Here is a 22,736-nt window from a genome sequence, read left to right as displayed (position 1 = left end):
TGTCCCCTGGCCGTGGGGCTGCGAAACCGGTGCCGGCCCCGAAGTGCCGTCACCCGGTGATCTTGCGGGCCGCGGCCAGTTGCCATTCCTTGTGCTGCTGCTCGCGTGCCAGGTCGGCGGTGTGGTACGGCACAAGCGCTTCCTGCACCACCCGCTCGACCGCGACCCACGTCCGGACCCAATCGGCCCGTTCCTTGCACCGCACGTCCCGGGTGGCGACGGCTATTTCGTGTGCCGACGCACGGCCGGCACCGAACGCGGGGTCGCCGATCGCGGCTTGCGGGTCGCGGTACCGGAAACCGGCCTCGGCCATGCACCGCGACCACGCCGCCGCGGCCGCGGTCACCGGCGGGGTGGTCCGGGTGATCTCGTAACTCCGTTGGCTCAACCCGAAACTCACCGGTTCCTGCCCGGGTTTCGCATCGGGTGCGAGGGCGCGGTCCGCCTCACCCGCACAGCCGCCGGACGGGACGTCGTGACGGTCGCTCCTGCCGGTGATCATCGCGACGACGTCCGGCGATGGCTGTTCCGGCACGCCGGTGGGGCGTCGGGTGAACACGGCCGGCTCGCGGTAGCCGTACGTCGCGGCCTCGGCCACGTCGACAAGACCGTGCCGCCTCGGCTTGGCGGCGTCTCGCACGGGATCGACCGGCGGGAAGGTGAACACGAGCCCCCGAGCGGCGAGGCAGCGTTCCATCACCGTGTTGCGTGCCTTGACGACTTCCAGTTCCTCGACCGGCGTGAGCTGCGACCGGTCGAGGGGGAGATCGAGGCCGTGCACGGCCGCCAGGTCGCGGGGGACCTTTCCGAGCGCGGCGTCGAGGTCGCCCGCACCGAAGCCGGGCGTCGCGGCGGGCGCCGCCGAGCAGGCCGCGGCGACCGCCAGCACTGCGGCGAACGCGGCCAGGCGATGGAATGTGGCCACGGCTGGACCTCCGGGTCGCGACCGGGGCCGCGCCTCTCCGGCGCGGCCCCGATCCGGGCGGCTAGAACTGATCGCGGTTCGCGCAGTCGAAACCGCCGCCGGTACTCCCAACCCACTTGAAGCTCGCGTTCTGGTTCTTCATGGTGGAGTTGAAGTTTCCGGAGGAGTACGCGCCGAACGTCTGCGAGGCGACGCTGCCGTTGCAGCCGCTGTTGTAGTAGACCGTCGCGGGGAAGGCGAAGTTGTTGCGCACCGACGCGGCGTTGTTCTTCACCTGGACGCCCAAGCCCCTGGTGGTGGTGCCGGCCTTGTTGAACAGCTCGTCGCCGAGGTTGCCGTCGGAGAGCAGGTAGTCGGCGTGGGCGCCGCCGTAGTCGCTGTTGAAGTAGAAGCAGAAGTGGTAACCCGGGCAGGCCGAGCTCGCCGCCGGGCTCGCGGTCGCCGCCTGGGCTGCCGGGGCCGCGATGAGCCCCGCCGCGGCCAGAACGGCGCCGATCGCGGTCCTCCGTACCTTCGACATCGTGTTCCTCCCTCGATAGTGGGTCCTGCCGTTGCCTTCACGCCCGAACTGCAGCGGGGTTGAGGCCGCGCGCGGGGGAGAACCCGAGTGGAGTAACCGGCATCGTCGGAGAACCAGCATGAGCCGGTCCGGCGCGTCCGCTGTCCAATGCGGCCGTCACCGGGGAAGGGGACGAACGGCTGACGGCAGGGGCGCCGGTGGTGCGGACCTGCTCGAGGCGCGCCAATTTCCACGGCGTCTCCTTCGCGCGCGCCCGGTCGCCGACCTGGTGTGTCACGTTCCAGGACGCATCCGATGCGGGGCGGCTACCCCTTGGCCATCCGGCTAACCCACCGATCGAACACGTCCAAGCGGCCGGGGTCGGTCGTGGTTTAGCGGGTTCTCCGGAGGAAATCCGGCCCCGCAGGCAGCTACGACAAGGAGGCAGTGATGAAGGCAGTGGTGTACGAGGTCCGCGGCAGGTCAGTGTCAAGGACGTGCCGGACGCGCGGATCGAGCGGCCGGCCGACGTCCTGGTGCGGATCACGTCGGCGAACATCTGCGGCTCGGACCTGCACATGTACGAGGGCCGGACCGGCTTCGAGACCGGCCGCTGGTTCGGGCACGAGAATCTGGGTGAGGTGGTCGAGGTCGGCTCCGGGGTCGACAAGGTCCAGGTGGGCGACTGGGTCGTCCTGCCGTTCAACATCGCCTGCGGGCATTGCAAGAACTGCGAGCGTCAGCTGACGAACTACTGCCTGACCGCCCAGCCCGAGCCGAAGATGGCCGGTGCCGCGTACGGCTTCGCCGACATGGGCCCGTACGCCGGCGGACAGGCCGAGCTGTTGCGCGTGCCCTGGGGTGACTTCAACTGCCTGCGGCTGGGCGAGGACGCCGAGCAGCGTCAGACCGACTACGTGATGCTCGCCGACATCTTCCCGACCGGCTACCACGCCACCGAGATGGCCGGCGTGCGGCCCGGTGACCAGACGGTCATCTACGGCGCCGGCCCGGTCGGGCTGATGGCCGCGCTCTCGGCGACCATCCGCGGGGCGAGCAGGGTGATGGTCGTCGACCGGCGCCCCGACCGGCTGCGGCTGGCGGAATCGATCGGCGCGATCGCCATCGACGACTCGAAGGTCGACCCGGTGCAGGCGGTTCTGGACGAGACGATCGGGCTGGGTGCGGACAACGGTTGCGAATGCGTCGGCTACCAGGCGCACGAACCCGACGGACGGGAGAAGGCGAACCTGACGATGAACCGGCTGGTCGCCTCGGTGCGCTTCACCGGGCGGATCGGCAACGTCGGCGTCTTCGTGCCCCAGGACCCCGGGGCCGAGGACGAGCTGGCCAAGCAGGGCAAACTCGCCTTCGACTACGGTATGTTCTGGTTCAAGGGCCAGCACATCGGCAGCGGCCAGGCGCCCGTCAAGAAGTACAACCGGCAGCTGCGCGACCTGGTCGCCGCGGGCAAGGCCGAACCGTCGTTCATCGTCAGCCACGAGCTGCCCCTCGAACGCGCGCCGGAGGCCTACGAGCACTTCGACAAGCGAGACGACGGCTGGACGAAGGTCGTCCTGCACCCGGCGATGGCGGGTGCCTGACAGGACGGGAAGCTGAACGGACGCCGGATCGCCGTCTTCGCGGCCGACGGGGTGGCGCAAGTCGAGCTGGAGCGCCGCGAACGGCGCCGGCGCCCGGACCGTCGCAGCGGCGAAATCCAGGCGCGCGACCACGACTTCCGCAGCTGCGCGCGTCGACCTTGCCGCGACGGTGACGATTCCCGGCTTCGTTGTTCAGCGATTGTCGTTCAGCCCGGTCAGAGCCTCTCCTGAACACCGCGCGCCGGTATGACTTGATCGTCGAGAACACGATCGCGTCGGCCACGAAGCTGAGGCCGGGGCGTCACAACGGAGGGGACTGTATGAGATCCGAGCGGACGACCACGACGAAGCCGAGAAAGACACGGACCGTGGTGTTGCGCGCGCTGCCGGTCGCCGCGGCGGTGCTGGCGCTGGCGGCGGTCGCGCCCACGGCGGCCCAGGCCGCTCCGGCCGGGACAGCGCGGACGCAAGCGGTGCCCGCCGCGGTCAGAGGGCCGGGTCCAGGGCCGGTCGGCTACTCCTTCACGGGCTACTACACGTGGAAGTCCGACTGCGAGAACCGGGGACGCGACGGTGTGGCCCAGGGCTCTTGGAAGGGCTACGAGTGCATCAACGGCAGCTGGCTCCCCGGCGACGACTACGAACTTTGGGTCCGCTTCTGGTGACATCGCCAGGCGCACCGGACGCGGGGGGACATCAGGGCGGCGCGGCACCGGTTCCCGGCTCCGCGCCGCCCTGAGACGGGACAGTCGTGAGGTCGCGTCCGACCTGGTCAAGCCGGTCAGAGTCACATCAACGCGGGCGCTCCGCGAGGCGCACGCCGCCGACCGGGGAAGAGGACGTTTGAGCGGCGGTGTGAGTCCGGCAAGCATTCCTGCGGCAACCTGGCGGCGTCCCACACCAGGTGGGTCGTGCCGCTCGCCGGGAGGCAGTGCCACTGCCCGAAGCCGTCGGGCAGGTCCATGCCGAGGACGAGCAGCATCCCGCCGGGCAGGGGGAGCGGTCCGTGCAGCACCGACAGGGTTGTCGTCGTGGTCCCAGCCGAAGGAGGACGGCGGCGAAGCCTTGCTCCGCGATCACCACACGGGCGGCCTCGAGGATGCGGCGCCGCGCATCGGTCTGGCGTGCGGCCACCCGGGCTCGGTCGCGCACCACCGGTTCCGGAGGTGACAGGTTCTGGCACGTGCACCGCTCCTGACCGTTGCTCGACCGAGGGAGGTTCACCCGTCCGGATGTCGGCAGCAGGGCACACGGCGGATCACTCGCAGGCGAGGCGATACCGCGTCGCGGCGGCGGCCGATCGATCGAGTGATCACGGTGTCGGCGGGGGTGATCGGCGACGGCGGGATGGCATCATGGACGCGCTCAACGTCGAGCGCCCGGACTCCGACAGACACACTGAGAGGGCTACCGCGGAGTGATCAAGATCTGCCGAGGCCGCGACGGAAGCGGCGCGAAGCGCATCGTCTTCAGCTTGCCCGCCGACGAGCCGCCCGGCCGCGTCAGCGTGGTGGGTTCGTTCAACGACTGGACTCCCGGCCAGCACGACCTGCAGCCCCGCACCATCGGACGCCGCTCCGTCAGTGTCGAGGTGGCCGCCGGTGTCGCCGTCCAGTTCCGCTACCTCGGGGAAAACGGTTATTGGTTCGACGACCCCGATGACCCGGACGTGCTCGGCCGGATCGCCGACTCGCCGGCGTAGCAGCCCCCGGGATCACGACTCGGCACTTGTGGCGAAGCCCGGTCCGATAGGCGAACACGACCGCTTGGACCCGTTGGCGCAGGTCCAGTTTGGTCAGGATGCCGGAAACGGCGGCGGCGCGGTCGTGAACATCGCCTCCTGGCCGTCCTGGTTCGTCTTCCCGGCAGCAGCGCCTACCCGGTCTCCAAGGCCGCCGTCTGGAGCATGAGCAACGCGCTGCGCCAGGAACTGGCCGGGCAAGGCACCCTCGTCAGCTCCTGACCGATCAGTGAACGTCGGCGGCGGTGAGGGTGGGCGGGGTAGTGCGGAACCGTCCCGGCGAGACGCCGTACTCGCGGCGGAAGGCGGCCGAGAAGGCGAACTCGGTCGAGTACCCGACTCGCGGGGCGATGCTCGCCAGCGCGGCGTCGGTTTCCCGCAGCAGCCGGGCGGCGCGGCCGAGCCGCCAGCCAGTCAGGTAGCTCATCGGCGGCCGGCCCACCGCGGCGGTGAACAGCCGGGAGAAGGCGGTGCGGGGCATCCCCGCGACCTCGCTCAGCCGGCCCACCGTCCACGGCCGGTGCGGGTTTTCGTGGATCTCGCGCAGCGCGGCCGCGATCCCCGGGTGGGCGACCTCCGGCCACCCCGCCGCGGTGTCCCGCTCGTGCCACTGGCGGAGGACCTGGACGAGGATCAGGTCCAGCAGCGCCCGCCGCGTCGCGCCGGAGCCCGGCCGGGCCGCCGAGACGTCGGTGAGGAGGAGGTCGATCAGGGAGCGCAGCTCCGGGTGGCGGTCGTAGTCCGGCGACAGCGCGATGAGGTCGGGCAGCGCGCGCAGGTACTGGGGTGCGTGGCCGTGGTCGAGCCGGTAGGCCCCGCATAGGAACTCGAAGGCCGCGGGCTCCGGGGCCGGCGGGGGCGCGCCCAGCTCGAACAGCGGGATGTCCGCCAGCGCGCGGGGTTCCTGGCTGAGGCCGTGCTCGGCGCCGGACGAGGTGAGCACGATGTCGCCCGGGCGCAGGGCCACGGGCTCGTCGTGGCCGATCAGCCAGCAGGTACCGCGCGTGATGATGTGGAACCCGCTGCCGGCGAACGCGGCGAACCTGAGGCCCGCCGGAGGCTGCTTGATCACGCGAGCCCCGGCGCTCCCGACCCGCACGGTGCGGATCACCTCGCTGATCAGGTCCATACCGGCGATGCTACCGGCGCACAGCCGCGTATGAACCGGTGCCGCCGGCGCATGGCACGCCGCGCGCGTCCGGTGCTTGAGTCGGTGGAGTGATCGAATACGCGAACGCCGGAACCACGGACCTCCTGCGCGCCCACGCCGGAAAAGTGGAACAGAACGAGCGGCCGGCGGCCGAAGGTCTGGCCGCCCTGCACGAGGACGGCGTCTTCGCCTGGCGGACCCCGCGGGAGCACGGCGGGGAATGGGCGGACACGGAGACCATCGCGCGCCGGCTGACCGGCCTCGGCCGGGCCTGCCCGTCCACCGCGTGGGTCGCCGGGACCTGCGTCACGGCCAAGAACCTCGCCGTTCGCTTCTTGCCCGGTTCCGCGACGCCGGAGTTCTTCGCCGATCCGGACGCGCTGTTCTGCGGTTCAGGGGTGCCCGGCGCGCGGGGCGAGCGGGTTCCGGACGGGGTGCGCGTCACCGGCCGCTGGCCGAACGTCTCGGGCTGCGAAGACGCGGTTTGGGCCACGCTCGCGTTGCTGGTCGACGGCGAGTTCTCCTTCGCGGTGGTGCCGACGGCCGACCTCGTCGTCGAGCGCACCTGGGACATGGCGGGCATGCGCGGCACCGGCAGCCACACTTTGGTCGCCGACGGCGTCCTCGTGCCGGTCGGCCGGATCACGGCGGCGGCGCCCTTCCCCCTGGGAGACTTGATGCTGTACGCCATCACGGTGCTCGGTCCGGTGGTGGGTGCCGCCCGAGGGGCGCTCGACGCCGTCATCGCGATGTTCGCCTCGGACCGCAAACCGTTCATGACCGCGTACTCGCGCATGGGGGAGTCGGCGGGGGCCCGCCATTGGCTGGCGGAGGCCGCCTATCTGGTGGACCGCGCCGAGAAGACGATGCTCGAGGTCGCCCGCGAGGCGGGCTCGGCCGAGTTGCCCCCGGCGGACGGGCCGCGGCTGCGCATGGCCCTCGCCGACGCCGGTCGGGACTGCCGGGCCGCCCTCGAGCGGATGCTCGACCTGCACGGTCCGAGTGGTTTCGCGACGTCGAACGCCCTGCAGCGCTTCTGGCGGGACATCGCCGTCGGCAGCAGGCACCCGCACCTCAACCCGTACCTCGCGGTCGAAACCCTGGGCACGGCCCTGGCGCCCGCCGAGCAGTGACCGACCGGGTCGGCGGCGATCGTCGACACAGTGTCGAGTTTTCTCGACAAGGCGTAGAGTCGAGGGCATGACGAAGCGAACCCTCCTGATCACCGGCGCGAGCAGCGGCCTCGGCCGCGCCTTCGCCGAAGGCGCGCTGGCGGCCGGGCACACCGTCGTCGGCACCGTGCGCAAGCCCGAAGACCTCGGGCGGTTCGAGGCGCTCGCGCCCGGCCGCGCCCACGCGCGTCAGCTCGACGTGACCGACGACGAGGCGGTTTTCGCCGTGGTCGGCGAGGTCGAGCGCAGCGTCGGCCCCATCGACGTGCTGATCGCGAACGCCGGATACGGGCACGAGGGCGTGTTCGAGGAGTCCCCGATGGCCGAGCTGCGTGCGCAGTTCGACGTCAACGTCTTCGGCGTGGCGGCCACCGTCCACGCCGTCCTGCCGGGGATGCGGAAGCGGCGCTCGGGGCACATCTTCGCGGTCAGCTCGATGGGCGGGCTGATGACCGTCCCCGGGCTGGCCTACTACTGCGGGAGCAAGTACGCGGTGGAGGGCATGCTCGAAACCCTGGCCAAAGAGGTCGCCGGGCTCGGCGTGCGGGTGACCGTCCTCGAGCCCGGTTCGTTCCGGACGGACTGGGCGGGCCGCTCGATGGTCCGCAGTGAGCGGTCGATCGCGGACTACGACGAGCTCTTCGAGCCGATCCGCGCGGCCCGGCAGGCCGCCAGCGGCCACCAGCTGGGCAACCCGGCCAAGGCCGCCGAAGCCGTGCTCGCCGTCATCGAGGCGGAGCAGCCGCCGGTGCACCTCGTGCTCGGTTCGGACGCGTTGCGGCTCGTCGCGAGCGGCCGGGCCGCGGTGGCCGCGGACATCGAAAGCTGGGAAGAGCTGTCGCGATCGACCGACTTCCCGGACGGGCACCGGATCGCGGCGAACTGACCGCCGTGCCATCGTGAGGGGTACCGGTGGGAGGGGAGGGGCACGCGATGCCTGACAAGGCGGTCCGGCGGCGGTCCGGCGCGCCGTCCAAAGGGGACCTGCGCGAGCTGAAGATCCTCGAGGTGCTCGAGGAATTGCTGGCCGAGAAGAGTTTCGACGCGCTCACGACCGGCGACATCGCCGAGCGCGCCGGGCTCTCCCGCGCGTCGATGTACTTCTACTTCAGCTCCAAGCAGGAGGCGCTCGTCGCCCTCTTCGCCCGGACCGTCGAGGCGCTGCACGAGAAGTCGCGCGCGGCGGCCGGCGACCCGGCGGCACCCGCGGACGCGATCGCGACGGCCCTGCGGCGCACCCGCGACCGCTGGCACGAGCACGGCCTGGTCATGCGCGTCGCGATCGACCAGTCCTCGGCCATTCCCGAGCTGGGTGCGTTGTGGCGGGAGACCGCGGAGATCTTCATCGACGCGATCACGGCGATCCTGGTCCGCGCCGGCGTCCCGGACGGCGACGGCCCCGCGGGCGCACGGGCCGTCGCGGGGGCGGTGTGCTGGATGATCGAGCGGACGTTCTACCACGCGTCGGCGGCCTCTCCCGAAGCGCTCGATCAGGCCGCCGAGACGTGCCGGGTGGTGTGGCTCCGGGTCGCGGGGATCGAGCCCTGACCAGCTGTACGATACCGACCGTTCTATCTGTTACACTCGGGCGGATGGTGCACAACACCCGAGGCCAGGTATCCGAAGCGCGGTCGAGGCTGCTCGCGACGGCCACCCGGATCTTCTACGCGGAGGGGTTGCACTCCGTGGGGATCGACCGGATCGTCGCGGAGGCGCAGGTCACCCGCGCCACGCTGTACCGGCACTTCCCCGGCAAAGAAGATCTCGTCGTCGCGTATCTGCAGGGTGTGCACGAGATGGAGCGCGAAGGGTTCGGCAAGGTTCTGGTCAGCGGCCTGTCGGCCGCGGACAAGCTGCGAGCCATCGCCGGATCGATCGCCGACGGCATCCGCTCCGCCCAGTTCCGCGGCTGTGCGTTCCTCAACGCGGTCGCGGAGTACCCGGATCCCACGCACCCCGTGCACCAAGCCGTCCTCGCGCACCGCGAGTGGTTCCTGAACATCGTCACGGACTTGCTCGCGCAGGTCGGCGACACACCGCCGGAGCTCGCGGGACGGCACTTCGTCATGCTGCGCGACGGCGCGATGGTCTCGGGTTGCCTGGCCGACTCGGCCGGCGTCGGCGACACGTTCCTGCAAGGCGTCGACGGGATCCTGCGGCACCGCATCGACTCCGCCTCGAAGTAGCCGATCGGCGTAACCGAGCCGGCACCTGTGCCGCCGGCCGCCGTGGGCGATCGGCGCGGTCCTTTCCCGCGCGTAAGGATTCGGATAGAACGTTCTGTCTTGACAACGCGTGGCGCGCCGACCAGGCTGAAGTGAGATAGAACGTTCGGTCTCGTCGGGGAGGTTCCCCGCCGTCTCGAGAGGATCATGGTGACTACTGTCGACTCGCCCGCCGTAGGTGGGTTCGCCCCGGCTCTGCGCCGGCTGTACTTCGTGCGCTTCGCGTTCGCCATCGTGTGGGCGGTCCTGATTTTCGTGACGACCAAGTCGGGCCTGGGAGTGGTCGGCATCGGCTTGGCCGTCCTGTACCCGCTGTTCGACGTGGGTTCGGCCATCGTGGACGCCCGCTCGTCCAAGGGCGGCGGGTCGGTGACCGCGCTGTACGTGAACATGGCGATCAGCCTGCTCGCGGCCATCGGGATCGGGATCGCGTCCGCGTCCGGTGTGCCGGGAGTGCTGCGGGTGTGGGGCGCCTGGGCGATCGTGGCCGGGGTGGTCCAGCTGATCGTCGGCGTCCGCCGCCGCAAGATGGGTGGCCAGTGGCCGATGATCCTCAGTGGCGGCATCTCCGTGCTGGCCGGCGCGAGCTTCGTCATCGGCGCCTCCGCGGCGAACGCGTCACTGGCCAATGTGGCCGGTTACGCCGTGCTCGGCGGCGTCTTCTTCCTCGTCTCGGCGATCCGGCTCGGTCGCGCCGCGAAGGCGAACTGACATGAGCACGTACGACGTCGTCGTCATCGGGGCCGGCCCGGTCGGGGAGAACGCGGCCGACCGGGTGGTGCGGGGTGGCCTGACCGCCGCGATCGTCGAGCGCGAACTGGTCGGCGGTGAGTGCTCCTACTGGGCGTGCATGCCGACCAAGGCGTTGCTGCGCAGCGGGGCGGCGCTGCGCGCGGCCCGGCAGGTGCCCGGCGCGCGGGAAGCCGTGACCGGTGAGCTCGACGTGGCGGCGGTGCTCCGGCGTCGCGACTCCTTCGCCTCGAACTGGAACGACGAGGGTCAGGTGTCGTGGCTCGAGTCGGCCGGCATCCCGCTGTACCGCGGCCACGGCCGGCTCACCGGAGCCCGGGTCGTCGAGGTGACCGGCGCCGACGGCACCACCACCACGCTGACCGCGCGGCACGCGGTGATCGTCGCGACCGGCAGCAGCGCACTGGTTCCGGACATCGACGGCCTCCGTGCGGCCGAGCCGTGGACCAGCCGGGAAACCGTCGCGGCGAAGGAGGTCCCGGGCCGGCTCGCCGTCATCGGCGGCGGGGTGGTGGCTTCGGAGATGGCGACCGCGTTCAGCGAGCTGGGGTCGTCGGTGACGATGCTGGCCCGCGACGGCGTGCTGCACCTCAACGAGCCGTTCGCCGGCGAACGCGTCGCGGAGTCGTTGCGGGAGAAGGGGGTTTCGGTCCGCATCGGCGCGGAGGCCGGCTCCGTCAAGCGCAACGAAGACGGCACGGTGTCGATCACGCTCACCGACGGCGAGCAGTTCGACGCCGACGAACTGCTCGTCGCGATCGGCCGCGCGCCGAACACCCAGGACATCGGGCTGGAGAGCGTCGGCCTGCAGCCGGGTGCCTGGCTTGCGGTCGACAGCACGATGCGGGTACTCGAAGCGGACGGCTGGCTCTACGCCGCCGGGGACGTCAACCGGCGTGTTCTCCTCACGCACCAAGGCAAGTACCAGGCCCGCGCGGTCGGCGACGTCATCGTGGCGCGCGCGAAGGGGGAGCCCGTCGACGACGCTCCTTGGGGCCGCCACGCGGCGACCGCCGACGAGCGCGCGGTGCCGCAGGTCGTGTTCACGGACCCGGAAGTCGCTTCGGTGGGTCTGACGGCGGCCAAGGCCGAGGCCGCCGGACTGCGGATCCGCGTCGTCGACTACGACCTGGCCGCCACCGCCGGTTCCGCCGTGCACGCCGAGGGCTACCGGGGACACGCCCGGATGGTCGTCGACGAGGACCGCAAGGTGCTCGTCGGGTTCACCCTCGTCGGCCCGGACGTCGCGGAAATGCTGCACGCGGCGACGATCGCGGTGGTCGGTGAGGTGCCGCTGGACCGGCTTTGGCACGCGGTCCCGGCGTTTCCGACCGTCAGCGAGGTGTGGCTGCGGCTGCTCGAAGCCTACGGCCGCTGACCCGCCCGACGCCCCGGCCCCGCCACGATCCGGCGGGGCGGGGCGCCCTCTTTCCCCGCCGGCGTGCGCGGCACTGAACTGGCCGGCCGAAGGGGTGAGCACCACCGCGCTCATGCCCGCGGGGCAGCGGATCTTCGAGATCGACCGGGCGGGCGGCGGTGTAGGGGCCGGCTCCCTTGCGGCTCAAGAGAAAGCCGCGGCGTGCTCGGCGATGAACGCCTGGGGACTGCGCGGTGCGGCGCCCGTGAGGGTCGCCACTTCGTCGGTCAGCCAGGCCGCGTCGCCTTCGGCGATCAGCCCGAACGCCTGGGCGTTCGAGGTCGCCACGGCCTCGGGGAGCCCGGCCCGGAGCATCGCGGCTCGATGCTCGTCCGGACTGATCCGGCGGTACTCGATGTGGTGTCCGAGGGTGCGGGACAGTTCCTTCGCGATGTCGCCGTAGGTGATCAAGGCCGGCCCGGTCAGCCGGTAGGTGCGGCCCGCGTGGGCCGCCGGTGCGAGGGCGACCCGGGTCGCGGCGGCCGCGACGTCCCTGGCGTCGATCATCCCGATCTGTCCGTCGCCGGCCGACATCGTGAAGTTCCGGGTCTGCCGGACCGACGGCGCCAGGGCGAGCAGGTTCTGCAGGTAGGCGTTGGACCGCAGCAACGTGTGCGGAAGGCCCGTGGCGGCCAGGTGCGCCTCGATCCGGGCCTGTCCCCGCCGCCGGTCGACCGGGGAATCGGGCGAGGCCTTGCTGGTGATCTTGACAATGTGCGTCACGCCGTTTCGCACGGCGCTGTCGACGACCGCGATTTCCTGCGCGGGCACGGCCGGGCTCACCAGGATGACGGTGCCGACGCCGGCCAGCGCCGCGTCCAGCGTGTCCGGGTGGTCGAAATCGCCGGTGACGACCTCGATCTCGTCGGCGAGGCCGGCGCGGTGCGCCACGCGGGACGGGTCGCGGACCAACGCCCGCGCGGGCTGGTGCCGCGCGGACAGCAGCCGCACGGTTTCGGAGCCGACCGTGCCGGTAGCGCCGGTGACCAGGATCATCGTGTCCCCTTCGGGTGGTGGAGGTTCGGAGCGGGGCGACGCGGCCCGCATCGGGTCGGTGAGCCCGGCCCGGCGGCCGCGAGGGACGGTTCTCGGCAAACTGGATCGCGCTATCCGATCTAGCCACGCTAGGATTGGATCGTCAAATCCAGTTCTGGAGGGTCGGATGCCGGCTCGCGTGGTGCCGCAGGAGGCGCCCAGCACAGCGAAGGGGCGCGCGACGCGCGAGCGGATCGTCGCCGCCGCGGCCGACCTGATGTACCGCCACGGCGTGGCGGGTACCAGCACCCCGGCGGTGCGCGATGCCGCCGGGGTCAGCTCGTCGCAGATCTACCACTACTTCGCCGACAAGGACGACCTCACGCGAGCGGTCATCGCGTTCCAGTCCGAGGCGATCCTGTCCCACCAGGCACCGCTGCTGGCCGAGCTCGACAGCATCGCGGCACTGCGGTCGTGGCGTGACGTGGTCATCGACGCCGCTCGCCGGCAGCACGGGACCGGCGGCTGCCCGCTGGGCAGCCTGTCCAGCGAGCTGTCCGACGATCACCCGTGGGCCCGCGACGCCTTGGCCGGCAGCTTCACGGCGTGGTCCGAAGCCATCCGCGCCGGTCTGGCCGCCATGATCGACGGCGGCGTCCTCTCGCCGGAGGCCGACGCCACCGCGCTGTCACTCGCGCTGTTGGCCGCGGTTCAGGGTGGCCTCGTCCTCGCGCAGGCCCAGCACACCACCGACGCCCTCGAAGCCGCTTTGGACACCGTGATCGCCCACATCCAGGACCACGCCGGACCGCCGGCCTGAACCGTCCGGCGGTCGCCTGACCAGCGATGTTCGTCATGGGGCGACGGAGCCTGAACGCTTTGCGCGCGCGTTGGCAAAGACGGGGTGTCAGGGCGAAGCGAAACCCGAGGAGCTTCATGTCGTCAGACGCGGAACTGATCGGTAGGTCGCTGCGCGGGGACACCGATGCCTTCGTGGAAGTGATCAGCCGGCACGAGACCGCGCTCGGGAACTACCTGGCGCGCAGAGTGGGGCGGCAGGCCGCCGAGGACGTGCTCGGCGATGTGTGGGTGGCGGCTTACGAGTCCCGTGCGAACTACGACCGTTCGTATCCCGAAGCCAGGCCTTGGTTGTACGGCGTCGCGCTGAACAGGCTGCGCCGGCACTGGCGGTCCGAACCGGCCGAGGAGCCGGCGTCGGACTTGACCGGCGTGGCGAACGACTGGGATCCCTGGCCGGCGGTGGATGCCCGCGTGGACACGCAGGCACTGCTGGGCCGGGCACTGGCCCGGCTCAAACCGGAAGAGCGGGAAGTGCTGGGCCTGGTCGCCTGGGAGGACCTGACCGTCGCCGAGGCCGGGCGGGTGCTCGACATCCCGGCCGGCACGGCCCGCCGCCTGTTGCACCAGGCGCGCAAGGCATTGCGTGAAGCCCCCGAAGTGGTCGCGCTGCTGCGAGTCCCGACAACCTGAAAGACAACCCATGGATGAAATGGATCTCATGAAGAATCTGCGTGACGTGCCGTCCCCGAGTCCCGAGGCCTATGACCGTGCCCGCACGGCACTGCAGGCGGCGATGGCGGAACCGGCGGCCACGGTCGTGCGACCGAAGCGCTGGCTCTCCTGGCCCAAGGTCAGCGTCGCCGCCGTGGGCGCGGCGGCCGTCGCGGCGGCTGTGGTGCTGGCTACCTCCGGCGGCAGCGTCCCGGCCGGCCCGTCCGACGCGGCACCGCAGGCGGCCGGCGGACCGCAGGCGGTCGAGGCACCACTGGTCAAGCTGGCCTCCGCGGTCAAGGCGGCCGGCACCCAGCCGGGAGACGCGTCGCTGATCGTCAACACGAAGTTCGGGCTGAACAACAAGCCGGACCTCAACTACACCATCTACACCGACAAGGGTGAGCAGTTCACGGGCGACTCGGAGAAGACCCTGGTGGACGCGGTCGCCAAGGGCGACGCCCAGCCTGCCACGCCGTACGACGGAAAGGTGATGGCGGCGGCCCGTCTCGCCGCGAACGGCGACGTCGAGAAGGCCAGGATCGCGATGATCACCGCGGCCGGCAACGCCCTGGGCGTCGGCCTGAGCCCCGCCGAGGCCGACAAGGCCTGGGCGGACGCCCAAGCGGAGACCGCGGAGATGTTGCGCAAGATCGGCAAGCCGGTACCCGCCCCCAAACCGCGTCCGACGGGCAAGGACCTGGAAAACCTGATCAACAACCACCTGTGGAGCAACGCCGAACACGCGCTGTTCACCAACGCCGCCGACGCGGAGGTCCGCGCGGGCGCGCTGAAGCTGTACGCGACCATCCCGGACATGATCGTCGGCAAGACCAGCGTCGACGGCCAGGCCGCGCTGACCCTCACCACGCCCCCCGCCATCCTGGACGGCAGTACGGACGTCCTCATCATCAACGCCGACAACGGCCTGCCGATCCGCGAGGAGATCACCTCGGCGAAACCGTCCAAGCACTATGTGGTGAACTACAAGTCCTCCCGCGTGACCCTCGCCGACGTGGCCGCGGGCAAGATCTGATCTTCGTACCGAACTATCCTGGGAGGGCCGAGATCATCTCGGCCCTCCCAGGATAGTTCCGTCCGTGCGCAGGAGGCCGGCATGGCTGTCGATGTGCAGACCGAGGTCGTGATCGGCCTTCCGCGTGAGGTGGTCGCCGAGTACGCGATCGATCCCTCCCACGCTCCGGAGTGGTACGCCAACATCGAATCCGTGGAATGGGAGACGCCGCCGCCGCTCGGCGTGGGCTCCCGGCTCGCGTTCGTCGCGCGGTTCCTCGGGCGGCGGCTGGCCTACACCTACGAGATCGTCGAGCTGGTTCCCGGTGAGCGGCTGGTCATGCGCACCGCCCAGGGCCCGTTCCCGATGGAGACGACCTACACCTTCGCCGCACGCGGGAACACCGGCACGCACATGACATTGCGCAACCGAGGCGAACCGAAGGGCTTCTCGGCGATCAGCGCGCCGCTGATGACCGCGGCGATGCGGCGCGCCAACCGCAAGGACCTGGCTGCTCTGAAGGCCTTGCTGGAACGAACTCGCTCCGCGCCGGAGCAGTGACCGGAAAGCCGGCGCGCCGTCCGGGTCCGGGCCGACGCCTACGATGGTTGTCCAGGGAGGTCCTGGCTGACCATGAAGACTGGTGACACCGAGGCGCAAGGGGCCGGTTCGGGCGATCCGGCGACGCCGCCGCCGACTTTGCTGTACCTGGTGAAGCAGGTCGAGCTGTCCGTGCGCGCCGGACTCGACGCTCTCGTCCGTCCGGCGGACATCACGACGCTGCAGTACACCGCCCTGACCGTCCTCGAGCGCCACCCCGACCTCACCGCCGCGCGCCTGGCCCGGCACTCGTTCGTCACCGACCAGAGCATGGCCGACATGGTGACCACGCTGCTGAACCGGGGGCTGATCGAGCGCCATCGCGACCCCGCCGACCGCCGCCGCCTCGTCATCGCCCTGACCCCCGCCGGGCAACGGCTGCTCGACGGGCTCCGGCCGCAGGTGGCCGCGTTGCAGGACCACATGCTCTCGCTGCTGTCCGACGGCCAGGCCGGCGAACTGCAGCACTCGCTGGAACTGTGCCGTCGCGCGTTGCTCGAGCGCCCGGTCGAAAGTGACCCACCACCCCGCCCGGTCGACGGAAAACCCCGGTAGGAGCCCACCTTCAGGCGATAGGCAGGAAACCTGTACATCTGGTTTTCGGTGTGGTTTGCTTCACAATCGTGAGTGATACCGTGGTCCCCGCCGACTCGGCTGCACCAGTGGAGCTCCGACGCGGCACCTTGGTAGCCGCGGCCGCCGCCGTCGCCATCGCCCAGATCGGCCTGTCCATCCCGGCCGTGATCAACGGCTTCATCAACCAGGACCTCCACACCACGTCGACGACGCTGACCTGGATCTCCGACGCCTTCCTGGTGCCGGTGACGCTGCTCGAGCTGTCCTTCGGCGTGGTCGGCGACCTCTTCGGCCGCAAGCGGCTGCTGGCCGCCGGCGCCGCGCTGATGGCCGTGGGCGGCCTGCTCGGCTTCTTCACACCCAGCGGCGGCACCGGCGTGCTCATCACCGGTCAGGTGGTGTCCGGCATCGGAGCCGCGGCGATCTTCCCGACGTCGATTGCGATGCTGGCCGCGGGTACACAGAGCGTCCGGCAGCGTGCGCACTCCATTTCGATCTGGGCCGCCGCCCTCACCGGCGCCGGTTTCATCTCCCCGGTGCTGGCGGGCCTGCTGGCTCGCATTCCCCATTCGGGTGGTGAGTACGCGAGTTGGCGCTACGCCTTCCTCGCCATGGCTGTCCTGGCGGTGGTCAGCTGTGCGATCACCCTGGTGGGTGCGCAGAACTCCGCCGCGCCGGTGGGCCGGTCCCTGGACTGGCCGGGCCAGATCACCATCGCGATCTCCCTGTTCGCGTTGCTGTACGCGGTGATCCAGGGAGCCGAGGACGGCTGGGGCAGCGTTCCGGTGATCGGCGGGTTCGTCGTGGCCGTCGTGTTCATGGCGCTGTTCGTGGCGATCGAGCGCCGGGTGGACCGCCCCCTGATCCGCTTGGACCTGTTCGGCAACCGGATGTTCACGGTCTCCGCGGTGGTGACCGTCGTCGGCATGTTCGCCTACCTGGGCACCGCGTACGCGACGAGCATCCGGCTGTCGGCCATCCAGGAGTACACCCCGCTCGCGACGTCCCTCGGCTTCTTCTGCCTGAACGTGATGGGCGTGGTGCTGTTCCCGGTCAGCACCCGGGTCGTCGAGCGCTTCAGCCCCGGCGTCGTGCTCGGCACCGGGATGGCGCTGATCGGGATCGGCGACTTCGTGCTCGCCGCCATTCCGGCCACGAACCTCTCCATCGGGGCGGTCGCGGCTCCGCTGCTGGTCGTCGGCGCCGGGTTCAAGCTGGCCGTCACCTCGATCACCGTCGTGGCCGTCAACAGCGTCCCGACGTCCAAAGCCGGCATGGCCAGCGGGGCGACGAGCATGTTGCGCGACGGCGGCCTGACGCTCGGGCCCGCCATCGTGGGCGCGATCGCGCTGACGAACGCCGCGAACGCGATCAACGCCGAAATCGCCTCGTCGCCTTCTCTCAAGTCCGCATTGGACAGTTTCTACGCCGCACCGCAGCACGTCCCCGCCGCACAGCGCCCGGCGGTGGAAGCCGCCGTCCACGCGGTGAAGTCCGGCCCGCTCGGGCAGAACGGCGTCCCGGCGACGGTACCGGGACCCGACGGCACACCGATCCCGTTCAACCCCCTCAAAGACGTCGCGTTCCACGCACTTTCCCACGCCTACGCCATCGGCTATCTGGTGTGCGGCATCGCCGCCGCGGCGGCGGCCCTCATCGCGTTGACGATGCTGGGCCGACGGCGAAACCAGGATGTGTTCACCGAACCCGATGCGGACGAACGGCCTTGAGCGCAGCCGGCTCTCGGGCATGACAACGGCTTCGGTTGTAGGCTGCGGAAATGGTCGGGATCCGGGCGCAGCTCGACAAAGTCGAGCTGCTCGGCGTGGTGCGAGCGGCGTTCGGGGAGCGTGACCTGGTCTCGGTGGAACGGCTGCGTGGCGGTTCCAAGAAAGGCGTCTACCGGCTGGTGCTGGATGACCGCACGACAAGCATCGCCTACGTGTGGAACGCCGACGAGAACTACTGGCCGGATGCGGCGTCGCAGGAGGAGAACGATCCGTTCGGTCATGCCAGTGGTCTCGAGCTGTTCGAAGCCGCTCATGCCGCCCTGTCCTCGGTCGCCGTCCGGGTTCCGCGGGTGGTGATGGTGGACCGCAGCAGGAGTGTGCTCGCGGGCGAGGTGGCTGTGCTGGAGGACGTTCGTGGTGGCACGCTCGAAGCCCTGGGGGAAGCGGACCCGCGGCGAGCCGGGCGGGTGTTGGCTCGCCTCGGTGACGTGGTTCGGGCGATGCACGGCAGCCGGCGCGATCGATACGGCCGCCCAGGCGCCGACCGCGCCGGTGGCACCGGTCCGGTGGAGCAGATCGTGCTGCGCCGCGCGTTGGGCCACCTTGCCGAGGCCGCGGCTCGCGTCGATCGGATCGCGGCGGTCGAACACCGGCTCCGCGACCTTCTCCAGAAGCGACATGCCGCGGTGGCTCCCCGTACCGAGTACGGGTTCATCCACGGCGAGCTGGGTCCCGATCACGTCTTGGTGGACGACCATGACGAGCCGGTGCTGATCGACATCGAGGGTGCCATGTTCTTCGATGTCGAGTGGGAGCACGCGTTCCTGGAGCTGCGCTTCGGGACCAGGTACTCCTTTTTGCGCCGCGACGACCTGGACGGTGACCGATTGCGTTTCTACCGCCTCGCCTTGTCTCTGTCGCTCGTGGCAGGCCCGTTGCGGCTCCTGGGCGGTGATTTCCCGGATCGGCCGGTCATGCTGGAGATCGTGGAACGAAACATCGGTCGGACCCTGGCGCAGCTTCCCTGAGAGCATCTGATGGACGCGACAGTGGCCACGACCCCAACGCTGTACTGCCGGTAGGGGTCATGCGGGCTTGACCGCTTCGACGTGCTCGGTCAGCCAGCTCCGGAAGGTCTGCAGGCGCGGGTTGAGCGACCGCACCACGTCCAGGTCGCGCGCACCGACGAAGGCACGCTCGCCTTCGACGTAGAACTGGAACATGTTGCCGAATTCGTCACCCGCGGGCAGGCCGATCGAGCGGAACTGGTCGTGCGTGAGCGGCCGGTAGTCGACCGGTTCACCGAGTGCGTCGGCGAACGCGGCGGCGTACTGGGCGCCGGTCAGGTGTTCACCCGCGATGCTCACGGTCTCACCCACATACCTGTCGCCGGCGGCGAACACTCCGTAGGCGGTGCGGCCGATGTCTTCGGCCGCGATGCCCGCCAGCCTGGACTCGCCCATCGGCAGGGTGAGCACGAGCCTTCCGTCCTCGCCCCGCCTCGGTCCGGTGCCCTGGGTGAATCCTTCCCAGTAGAAAGTGCTCCGCAGGTAGGTCGTCGGGACACCCGAGTCGCGGAAGAACGCGTCCGCCTCGGCTTTGACGTCGAAGTGCGGGACCGTGTAGCGGTCCTGCAGCACCGGGGCCCGCCCGGCGGACACGGGAATGACCTCGCGGGTGTCCTCCAAAGTGGACCAGACGACGTGGGCGACCCCGGCCGCCTTCGCGGCACGGGCGGCGTTCGCGGCCTGTGCCAGTTCGACGTCGGCGGACATGGACTCCCAGAAGTTGGTCACCACGTAGGCGCCGTGGGCGCCCTCGAACGCCTTGCGCAGCGACTCCTCGTCGTCCAGGGTCGCCTCCACCACCTCGGCGCCACGCTCGGCCAACGCGCGGGCCTTCGCCGAGTCCGCGTTCCTGGTGACGGCCCGGGCGGCGAACGGACCGTCCGGAGCGTCGAGAATCGCCCGGACCAGACCTCCGCCCTGCGCACCCGTCGAACCCAGCACCGCGATGATCTTCTTGTCGCTCATGAACACTCCCTCTGAAATGTCACCGCACTCTCGCGGCGACTTGCCTGGTCGAAATCCCGGCTGAACGGTCAGATCGCCTTGAGGACTCGGATGCGGTCGGCGATGGCGCGACGGGCGACGTCGGAGCCGAAGGCGATGGAGTCGAATTCGTGCGGTGCGCCGGGGTGGAGGTGGAACTCCACCGGCACGCCGGCCCGGCTGAGCTTCGTCGCGTAGGCGATGTCCTCGTCGCGGAAGACGTCGAGCTGCCCGACCTCGATGTAGGCCGGCGGGAGACCGGTCGCGTCTTCGAGCCGGGCCGGCGCCGCCGTGGCGGGGACGTCGGGGCCGCCGGCCGCGTCGCCGAGCAGGGCCGGCCACGCGGTGAGGTTGTCGTCGTAGGACCACAGCACGAAGGGCGCGATGTGCGGGTCGGGGGTGGTGGTGCGGTCGTCGAGCATCGGCATGAGCAGGAGCTGGCGGGCGATCTTCGGGCCGCCGCGCTCGCGGGCGAGGATCGACACGGCCGCGGCCATGCCGCCTCCGGCGCTGTCGCCCATGACGCCGATCCGCTCGGGGTCGACCCCCAGTTCGGCGGCGGTTTCGTGCAGCCAGCGCAGTGCGGCGTAGGCGTCTTCGAGCGGGGTGGGGTAGGGGTGCTCGGGGGCTCGCCGGTATTCGACCGACAGCATGGGCACGCCGCTGGCGGAGACGTAACGGGCGACGGGGCCGTCGAACAGGTCGATGTGGCCGAAGATGTAGCCGCCGCCGTGGAAGAACAGCACGGCCGGGCCCGGTGTCGCGCCTTTCTTGGTGTACCAGCGCATCGTGATCCGCGCGCCGTCGCCGGCGGTCGTGTGGTGCTCGCTCGTCTCGACGTCGGCCGGGATCGGCTGGGCGGTGCTCGCGGCTCCGATGATCGGCTCCCACATGGCGCGGCGCGCGGCGACGTCGCCCACGGCCGGCGGTGTGGCGTCCGCCATCGCGCCGGCCATCGGGGCCAGTGCCGCGGCGATTTCGGGGTCCAAGCTGAGTGTCATGGTCGCTGCCTTCCGGGATCGGGTGGGGGAGTCAGGCGGTGGGCGGGAGGACGATGACCTTGCCGTGCACGCCGCCTTCGGCGGCGCGCGCGTGCAGGGCGGCCAGTTCGGCCAGCGGTACCTGCTCGGCGACGTCGACGCGCAGTTCGCCGTGGTCGACCTGGGCGACCAGTTGCGCCAGTTGGTTGGCGTCGCTGCGGACGAACAGGTCGATGCCGCGCACGCCGCGCTCTTCGTCGGAAGGGGCGGGCATCCACACGGTCGTGTTGACCAGGACGCCGCCGGGGCGGACCAGGGTGACCAGCGTGGCCAGGTGTTCCGGGGTGACCGGGGCGAGGTTGAGCACGACGTCGACCGGTTCGGTCACCGCGGTGGTGACGTCGGTGGTGGTGTGGTCGATGACCTCGTCGGCAGCCTTGACCGTCTCGGTGCTGCGGGGGCCGGCGGTGGCGATGACGTGGGCGCCGGCGTTCTTGGCCAGCTGCAGGGCGTAGCCGCCGACCGCGCCTCCGGCCCCGTTGATCAGTACGCGTTGCCCGGTTGTCAGGTGGGCGTGGTCGAACAGCGCTTGGTACGCGGTGAGGGCGACCACTGGTAGCGCGGCGGCCTCGGTCAGTGGGACGGTCTTCGGTGCGGAGGTGAGGATTTCGGCGGGGGCGAGGACGTATTCGGCGGCGGCGCCGGGCTGGTCCATCGGCAGGAAGCCGACGACCTCGTCACCGACCGCCAGGCCGTCCACGTCTGCGCCGAGTGCGTCGACCGTGCCGGCGACGTCGATACCCGGGGTATGGGGCAGCGACGTCGCGATCGGGCCCTGCATGAACCCGCCCCGGATGTTGCCGTCGACGGAATTGAACGACGTCGCGGCGACCCGGACCCGGACCTGCCCCGCGGCCGGGACAGGCAGCTCGACGTCCTCGTAACGCAGGACGCCGGGGGCACCGTACTCGTGGAAACGCACTGCCTTCATCGGAGTTCTCGCTTTCACTCATCACTTGCTTCGAAGTCGAAGCAACTGGGAACGACAGTACTCGTGCTTCGAATTCGAAGCAAGTGACACCGGTCACCCTGGTTCGCGCTGCTGCTCTCGTCGAGCTCTTCGAATTCGAAGCAGTACACTCCGGGCATGTCTGACGCACCGCCGTCGCTCGACCCCGTGCAGCTCGGCGCCTACTTCGACCTCATCGAGGTGACCAGCCTGCTGCGGCACGCGGTCGAGCAGCAGCTGCGCGAGGCCGGCGACCTCAGCTACGTGCAGTTCCAGCTGCTGGCCCGCCTCGGCGACTCTCCCGCGGGCAGCCACCGCATGACCGACCTGGCCGACGGCGTCGTCTACAGCCGCAGCGGCTTGACCTACCAGGCGGGCCTGCTCGAGAAGGCGGGCTTGGTCGTGCGCGTCCCTTCCGCGGACGACGAGCGGAGCACCACGGTGACCATCACCGACGCCGGACGCGAGCGGCTCGCGCAAGTGCTGCCGGGGCACGTCGAGGTGGTCAGCGGCCTGCTCTTCGAACCGCTCTCCCGCGACGACGTCAAGACCCTGGCCGGCCTGCTGGCACCGGTGCGAGACCACATGCGCTCGGTGCCGCCTCGCTCGGCAGCGCCTCGCCGCCGCAAAGGCGAAGCCACCCGCGATCGGCGCCACTGACATCCGAGCGCTTCGCCACTAAGACCGTCGACGACAAGAGGGACGTGGTGCTGTTTCGGCTGCGCTGCCCGAGCTTGCTCGCCGTCCCTACTTGGTGGCGACCAGCCGGACCGATGCATTGATCGCTGCTCTCGCCGGAACAGGC

At 70.6% G+C, this 22,736-nt stretch carries 24 protein-coding genes and 2 pseudogenes; 17 read left to right on the top strand and 9 right to left on the bottom strand.

The genetic code is table 11. From position 1 onward, the window contains the following. Positions 1-49 precede the first annotated feature (49 nt). Together AB0M30_RS13310 and AB0M30_RS13305 are read right to left on the bottom strand one after the other, a co-directional pair. Positions 50-925 (bottom strand): hypothetical protein, encoded by an 876-nt coding sequence (locus tag AB0M30_RS13310; RefSeq protein WP_364583638.1) that lies wholly within the window; start codon positions 923-925, stop codon positions 50-52. A gap of 61 nt (positions 926-986) precedes the next feature. Next, positions 987-1,445 carry a peptidase inhibitor family I36 protein gene (locus AB0M30_RS13305; protein ID WP_364583635.1) on the bottom strand — a complete coding sequence of 153 codons (459 nt, stop codon included), beginning with the start codon at positions 1,443-1,445 and terminating at the stop codon, positions 987-989. A 429-nt stretch (positions 1,446-1,874) separates the two neighbouring features. Between AB0M30_RS13305 and AB0M30_RS13300 the strand changes: the two are divergent. Continuing rightward, positions 1,875-3,028, top strand: a pseudogene (locus tag AB0M30_RS13300) (glutathione-independent formaldehyde dehydrogenase). 320 nt (positions 3,029-3,348) lie between these two features. Continuing rightward, positions 3,349-3,693 carry a hypothetical protein gene (locus tag AB0M30_RS13295; RefSeq protein ID WP_364583632.1) on the top strand — a complete coding sequence of 115 codons (345 nt, stop codon included), beginning with the start codon at positions 3,349-3,351 and terminating at the stop codon, positions 3,691-3,693. Between the two features lie 122 nt (positions 3,694-3,815). Here AB0M30_RS13295 and AB0M30_RS13290 read toward each other — a convergent pair whose 3' ends face one another. Beyond that, positions 3,816-4,043: a hypothetical protein gene (locus tag AB0M30_RS13290; RefSeq protein ID WP_364583629.1), complete on the bottom strand. Its 228-nt coding sequence runs from the start codon at positions 4,041-4,043 to the stop codon at positions 3,816-3,818. A gap of 402 nt (positions 4,044-4,445) precedes the next feature. On the opposite strand from AB0M30_RS13290, the gene AB0M30_RS13285 reads away from it, so the two are divergent. Beyond that, the gene (locus tag AB0M30_RS13285) at positions 4,446-4,730 is read left to right on the top strand and encodes an isoamylase (protein WP_364583626.1); all 285 of its coding nucleotides are present in this window, start codon (positions 4,446-4,448) and stop codon (positions 4,728-4,730) included. A 34-nt stretch (positions 4,731-4,764) separates the two neighbouring features. On the opposite strand, the pseudogene AB0M30_RS13280 reads toward AB0M30_RS13285, so the two are convergent. Together AB0M30_RS13280 and AB0M30_RS13275 are read right to left on the bottom strand one after the other, a co-directional pair. Continuing rightward, positions 4,765-4,839: pseudogene (locus tag AB0M30_RS13280) on the bottom strand (DNA-binding response regulator); the annotation flags it as partial. Positions 4,840-4,995: 156 nt separating this feature from the next. Further along, positions 4,996-5,898: an AraC family transcriptional regulator gene (locus AB0M30_RS13275; RefSeq protein ID WP_364583623.1), complete on the bottom strand. Its 903-nt coding sequence runs from the start codon at positions 5,896-5,898 to the stop codon at positions 4,996-4,998. 89 nt (positions 5,899-5,987) lie between these two features. Here AB0M30_RS13275 and AB0M30_RS13270 point away from each other — a divergent pair, with 89 nt between their 5' ends. The 6 genes from AB0M30_RS13270 to AB0M30_RS13245 all read left to right on the top strand — a co-directional run bounded on the left by AB0M30_RS13270 (position 5,988) and on the right by AB0M30_RS13245 (position 11,444). Further along, on the top strand, positions 5,988-7,052 hold the full coding sequence (locus AB0M30_RS13270) for an acyl-CoA dehydrogenase family protein (RefSeq protein WP_364583621.1): 1,065 nt from the start codon (positions 5,988-5,990) through the stop codon (positions 7,050-7,052). A gap of 67 nt (positions 7,053-7,119) precedes the next feature. Then, entirely contained in the window at positions 7,120-7,977 is an 858-nt protein-coding gene (locus AB0M30_RS13265) for an oxidoreductase (protein ID WP_364583618.1), read from the top strand. Between the two features lie 47 nt (positions 7,978-8,024). Further along, positions 8,025-8,639, top strand: a complete 615-nt coding sequence (locus AB0M30_RS13260; RefSeq protein WP_364583615.1) for a helix-turn-helix domain-containing protein — start codon at positions 8,025-8,027, stop codon at positions 8,637-8,639. Between the two features lie 44 nt (positions 8,640-8,683). Continuing rightward, entirely contained in the window at positions 8,684-9,277 is a 594-nt protein-coding gene (locus AB0M30_RS13255; RefSeq protein ID WP_364583613.1) for a TetR/AcrR family transcriptional regulator, read from the top strand. Between the two features lie 186 nt (positions 9,278-9,463). Further along, positions 9,464-10,027: a hypothetical protein gene (locus AB0M30_RS13250; protein ID WP_364583612.1), complete on the top strand. Its 564-nt coding sequence runs from the start codon at positions 9,464-9,466 to the stop codon at positions 10,025-10,027. 1 nt (position 10,028) lies between these two features. Beyond that, positions 10,029-11,444, top strand: a complete 1,416-nt coding sequence (locus AB0M30_RS13245; protein WP_364583610.1) for an NAD(P)/FAD-dependent oxidoreductase — start codon at positions 10,029-10,031, stop codon at positions 11,442-11,444. Positions 11,445-11,627: 183 nt separating this feature from the next. Here AB0M30_RS13245 and AB0M30_RS13240 read toward each other — a convergent pair whose 3' ends face one another. Further along, positions 11,628-12,479: an NmrA family NAD(P)-binding protein gene (locus tag AB0M30_RS13240; RefSeq protein WP_364583608.1), complete on the bottom strand. Its 852-nt coding sequence runs from the start codon at positions 12,477-12,479 to the stop codon at positions 11,628-11,630. Between the two features lie 166 nt (positions 12,480-12,645). Between AB0M30_RS13240 and AB0M30_RS13235 the strand changes: the two genes are divergently transcribed. From AB0M30_RS13235 to AB0M30_RS13205, 7 genes are all read left to right on the top strand, one after another. Then, positions 12,646-13,278, top strand: a complete 633-nt coding sequence (locus AB0M30_RS13235; RefSeq protein WP_364583606.1) for a TetR/AcrR family transcriptional regulator — start codon at positions 12,646-12,648, stop codon at positions 13,276-13,278. Positions 13,279-13,394: 116 nt separating this feature from the next. Then, positions 13,395-13,949, top strand: coding sequence for a sigma-70 family RNA polymerase sigma factor (locus tag AB0M30_RS13230; RefSeq protein ID WP_103343098.1), 555 nt, complete (start codon positions 13,395-13,397; stop codon positions 13,947-13,949). A gap of 28 nt (positions 13,950-13,977) precedes the next feature. Continuing rightward, entirely contained in the window at positions 13,978-15,006 is a 1,029-nt protein-coding gene (locus tag AB0M30_RS13225) for a hypothetical protein (RefSeq protein WP_364583603.1), read from the top strand. 81 nt (positions 15,007-15,087) lie between these two features. After that, positions 15,088-15,546: an SRPBCC family protein gene (locus AB0M30_RS13220; RefSeq protein ID WP_364583600.1), complete on the top strand. Its 459-nt coding sequence runs from the start codon at positions 15,088-15,090 to the stop codon at positions 15,544-15,546. Positions 15,547-15,618: 72 nt separating this feature from the next. Beyond that, entirely contained in the window at positions 15,619-16,140 is a 522-nt protein-coding gene (locus AB0M30_RS13215; protein ID WP_364583598.1) for a MarR family winged helix-turn-helix transcriptional regulator, read from the top strand. A gap of 107 nt (positions 16,141-16,247) precedes the next feature. Continuing rightward, on the top strand, positions 16,248-17,891 hold the full coding sequence (locus tag AB0M30_RS13210; protein ID WP_364583596.1) for an MFS transporter: 1,644 nt from the start codon (positions 16,248-16,250) through the stop codon (positions 17,889-17,891). A gap of 50 nt (positions 17,892-17,941) precedes the next feature. Next, entirely contained in the window at positions 17,942-18,919 is a 978-nt protein-coding gene (locus tag AB0M30_RS13205) for a phosphotransferase (RefSeq protein ID WP_364583594.1), read from the top strand. Positions 18,920-18,976: 57 nt separating this feature from the next. Here the strand turns inward: AB0M30_RS13205 and AB0M30_RS13200 are convergent, their stop codons facing one another. The 3 genes from AB0M30_RS13200 to AB0M30_RS13190 form a co-directional block, all read right to left on the bottom strand. After that, positions 18,977-19,924: an NmrA/HSCARG family protein gene (locus AB0M30_RS13200; protein ID WP_364583591.1), complete on the bottom strand. Its 948-nt coding sequence runs from the start codon at positions 19,922-19,924 to the stop codon at positions 18,977-18,979. A gap of 68 nt (positions 19,925-19,992) precedes the next feature. Next, positions 19,993-20,943, bottom strand: a complete 951-nt coding sequence (locus tag AB0M30_RS13195) for an alpha/beta hydrolase (protein WP_364583588.1) — start codon at positions 20,941-20,943, stop codon at positions 19,993-19,995. 31 nt (positions 20,944-20,974) lie between these two features. Beyond that, positions 20,975-21,913, bottom strand: a complete 939-nt coding sequence (locus AB0M30_RS13190; RefSeq protein WP_364583586.1) for an NADP-dependent oxidoreductase — start codon at positions 21,911-21,913, stop codon at positions 20,975-20,977. Positions 21,914-22,069: 156 nt separating this feature from the next. Between AB0M30_RS13190 and AB0M30_RS13185 the strand changes: the two genes are divergently transcribed. Further along, a complete protein-coding gene (locus tag AB0M30_RS13185) occupies positions 22,070-22,591 on the top strand; it encodes a MarR family transcriptional regulator (RefSeq protein ID WP_364583583.1) in 522 nt (173 codons plus the stop codon). Positions 22,592-22,736: the final 145 nt, after the last annotated feature.

The organism is Amycolatopsis sp. NPDC051716 (assembly GCF_040681595.1).
In the GTDB taxonomy this organism is placed as follows: domain Bacteria; phylum Actinomycetota; class Actinomycetes; order Mycobacteriales; family Pseudonocardiaceae; genus Amycolatopsis.
The sequence above is the reverse complement of the archived record's forward strand: the minus strand, read 5'-3'. Positions and strand labels throughout refer to the sequence as shown.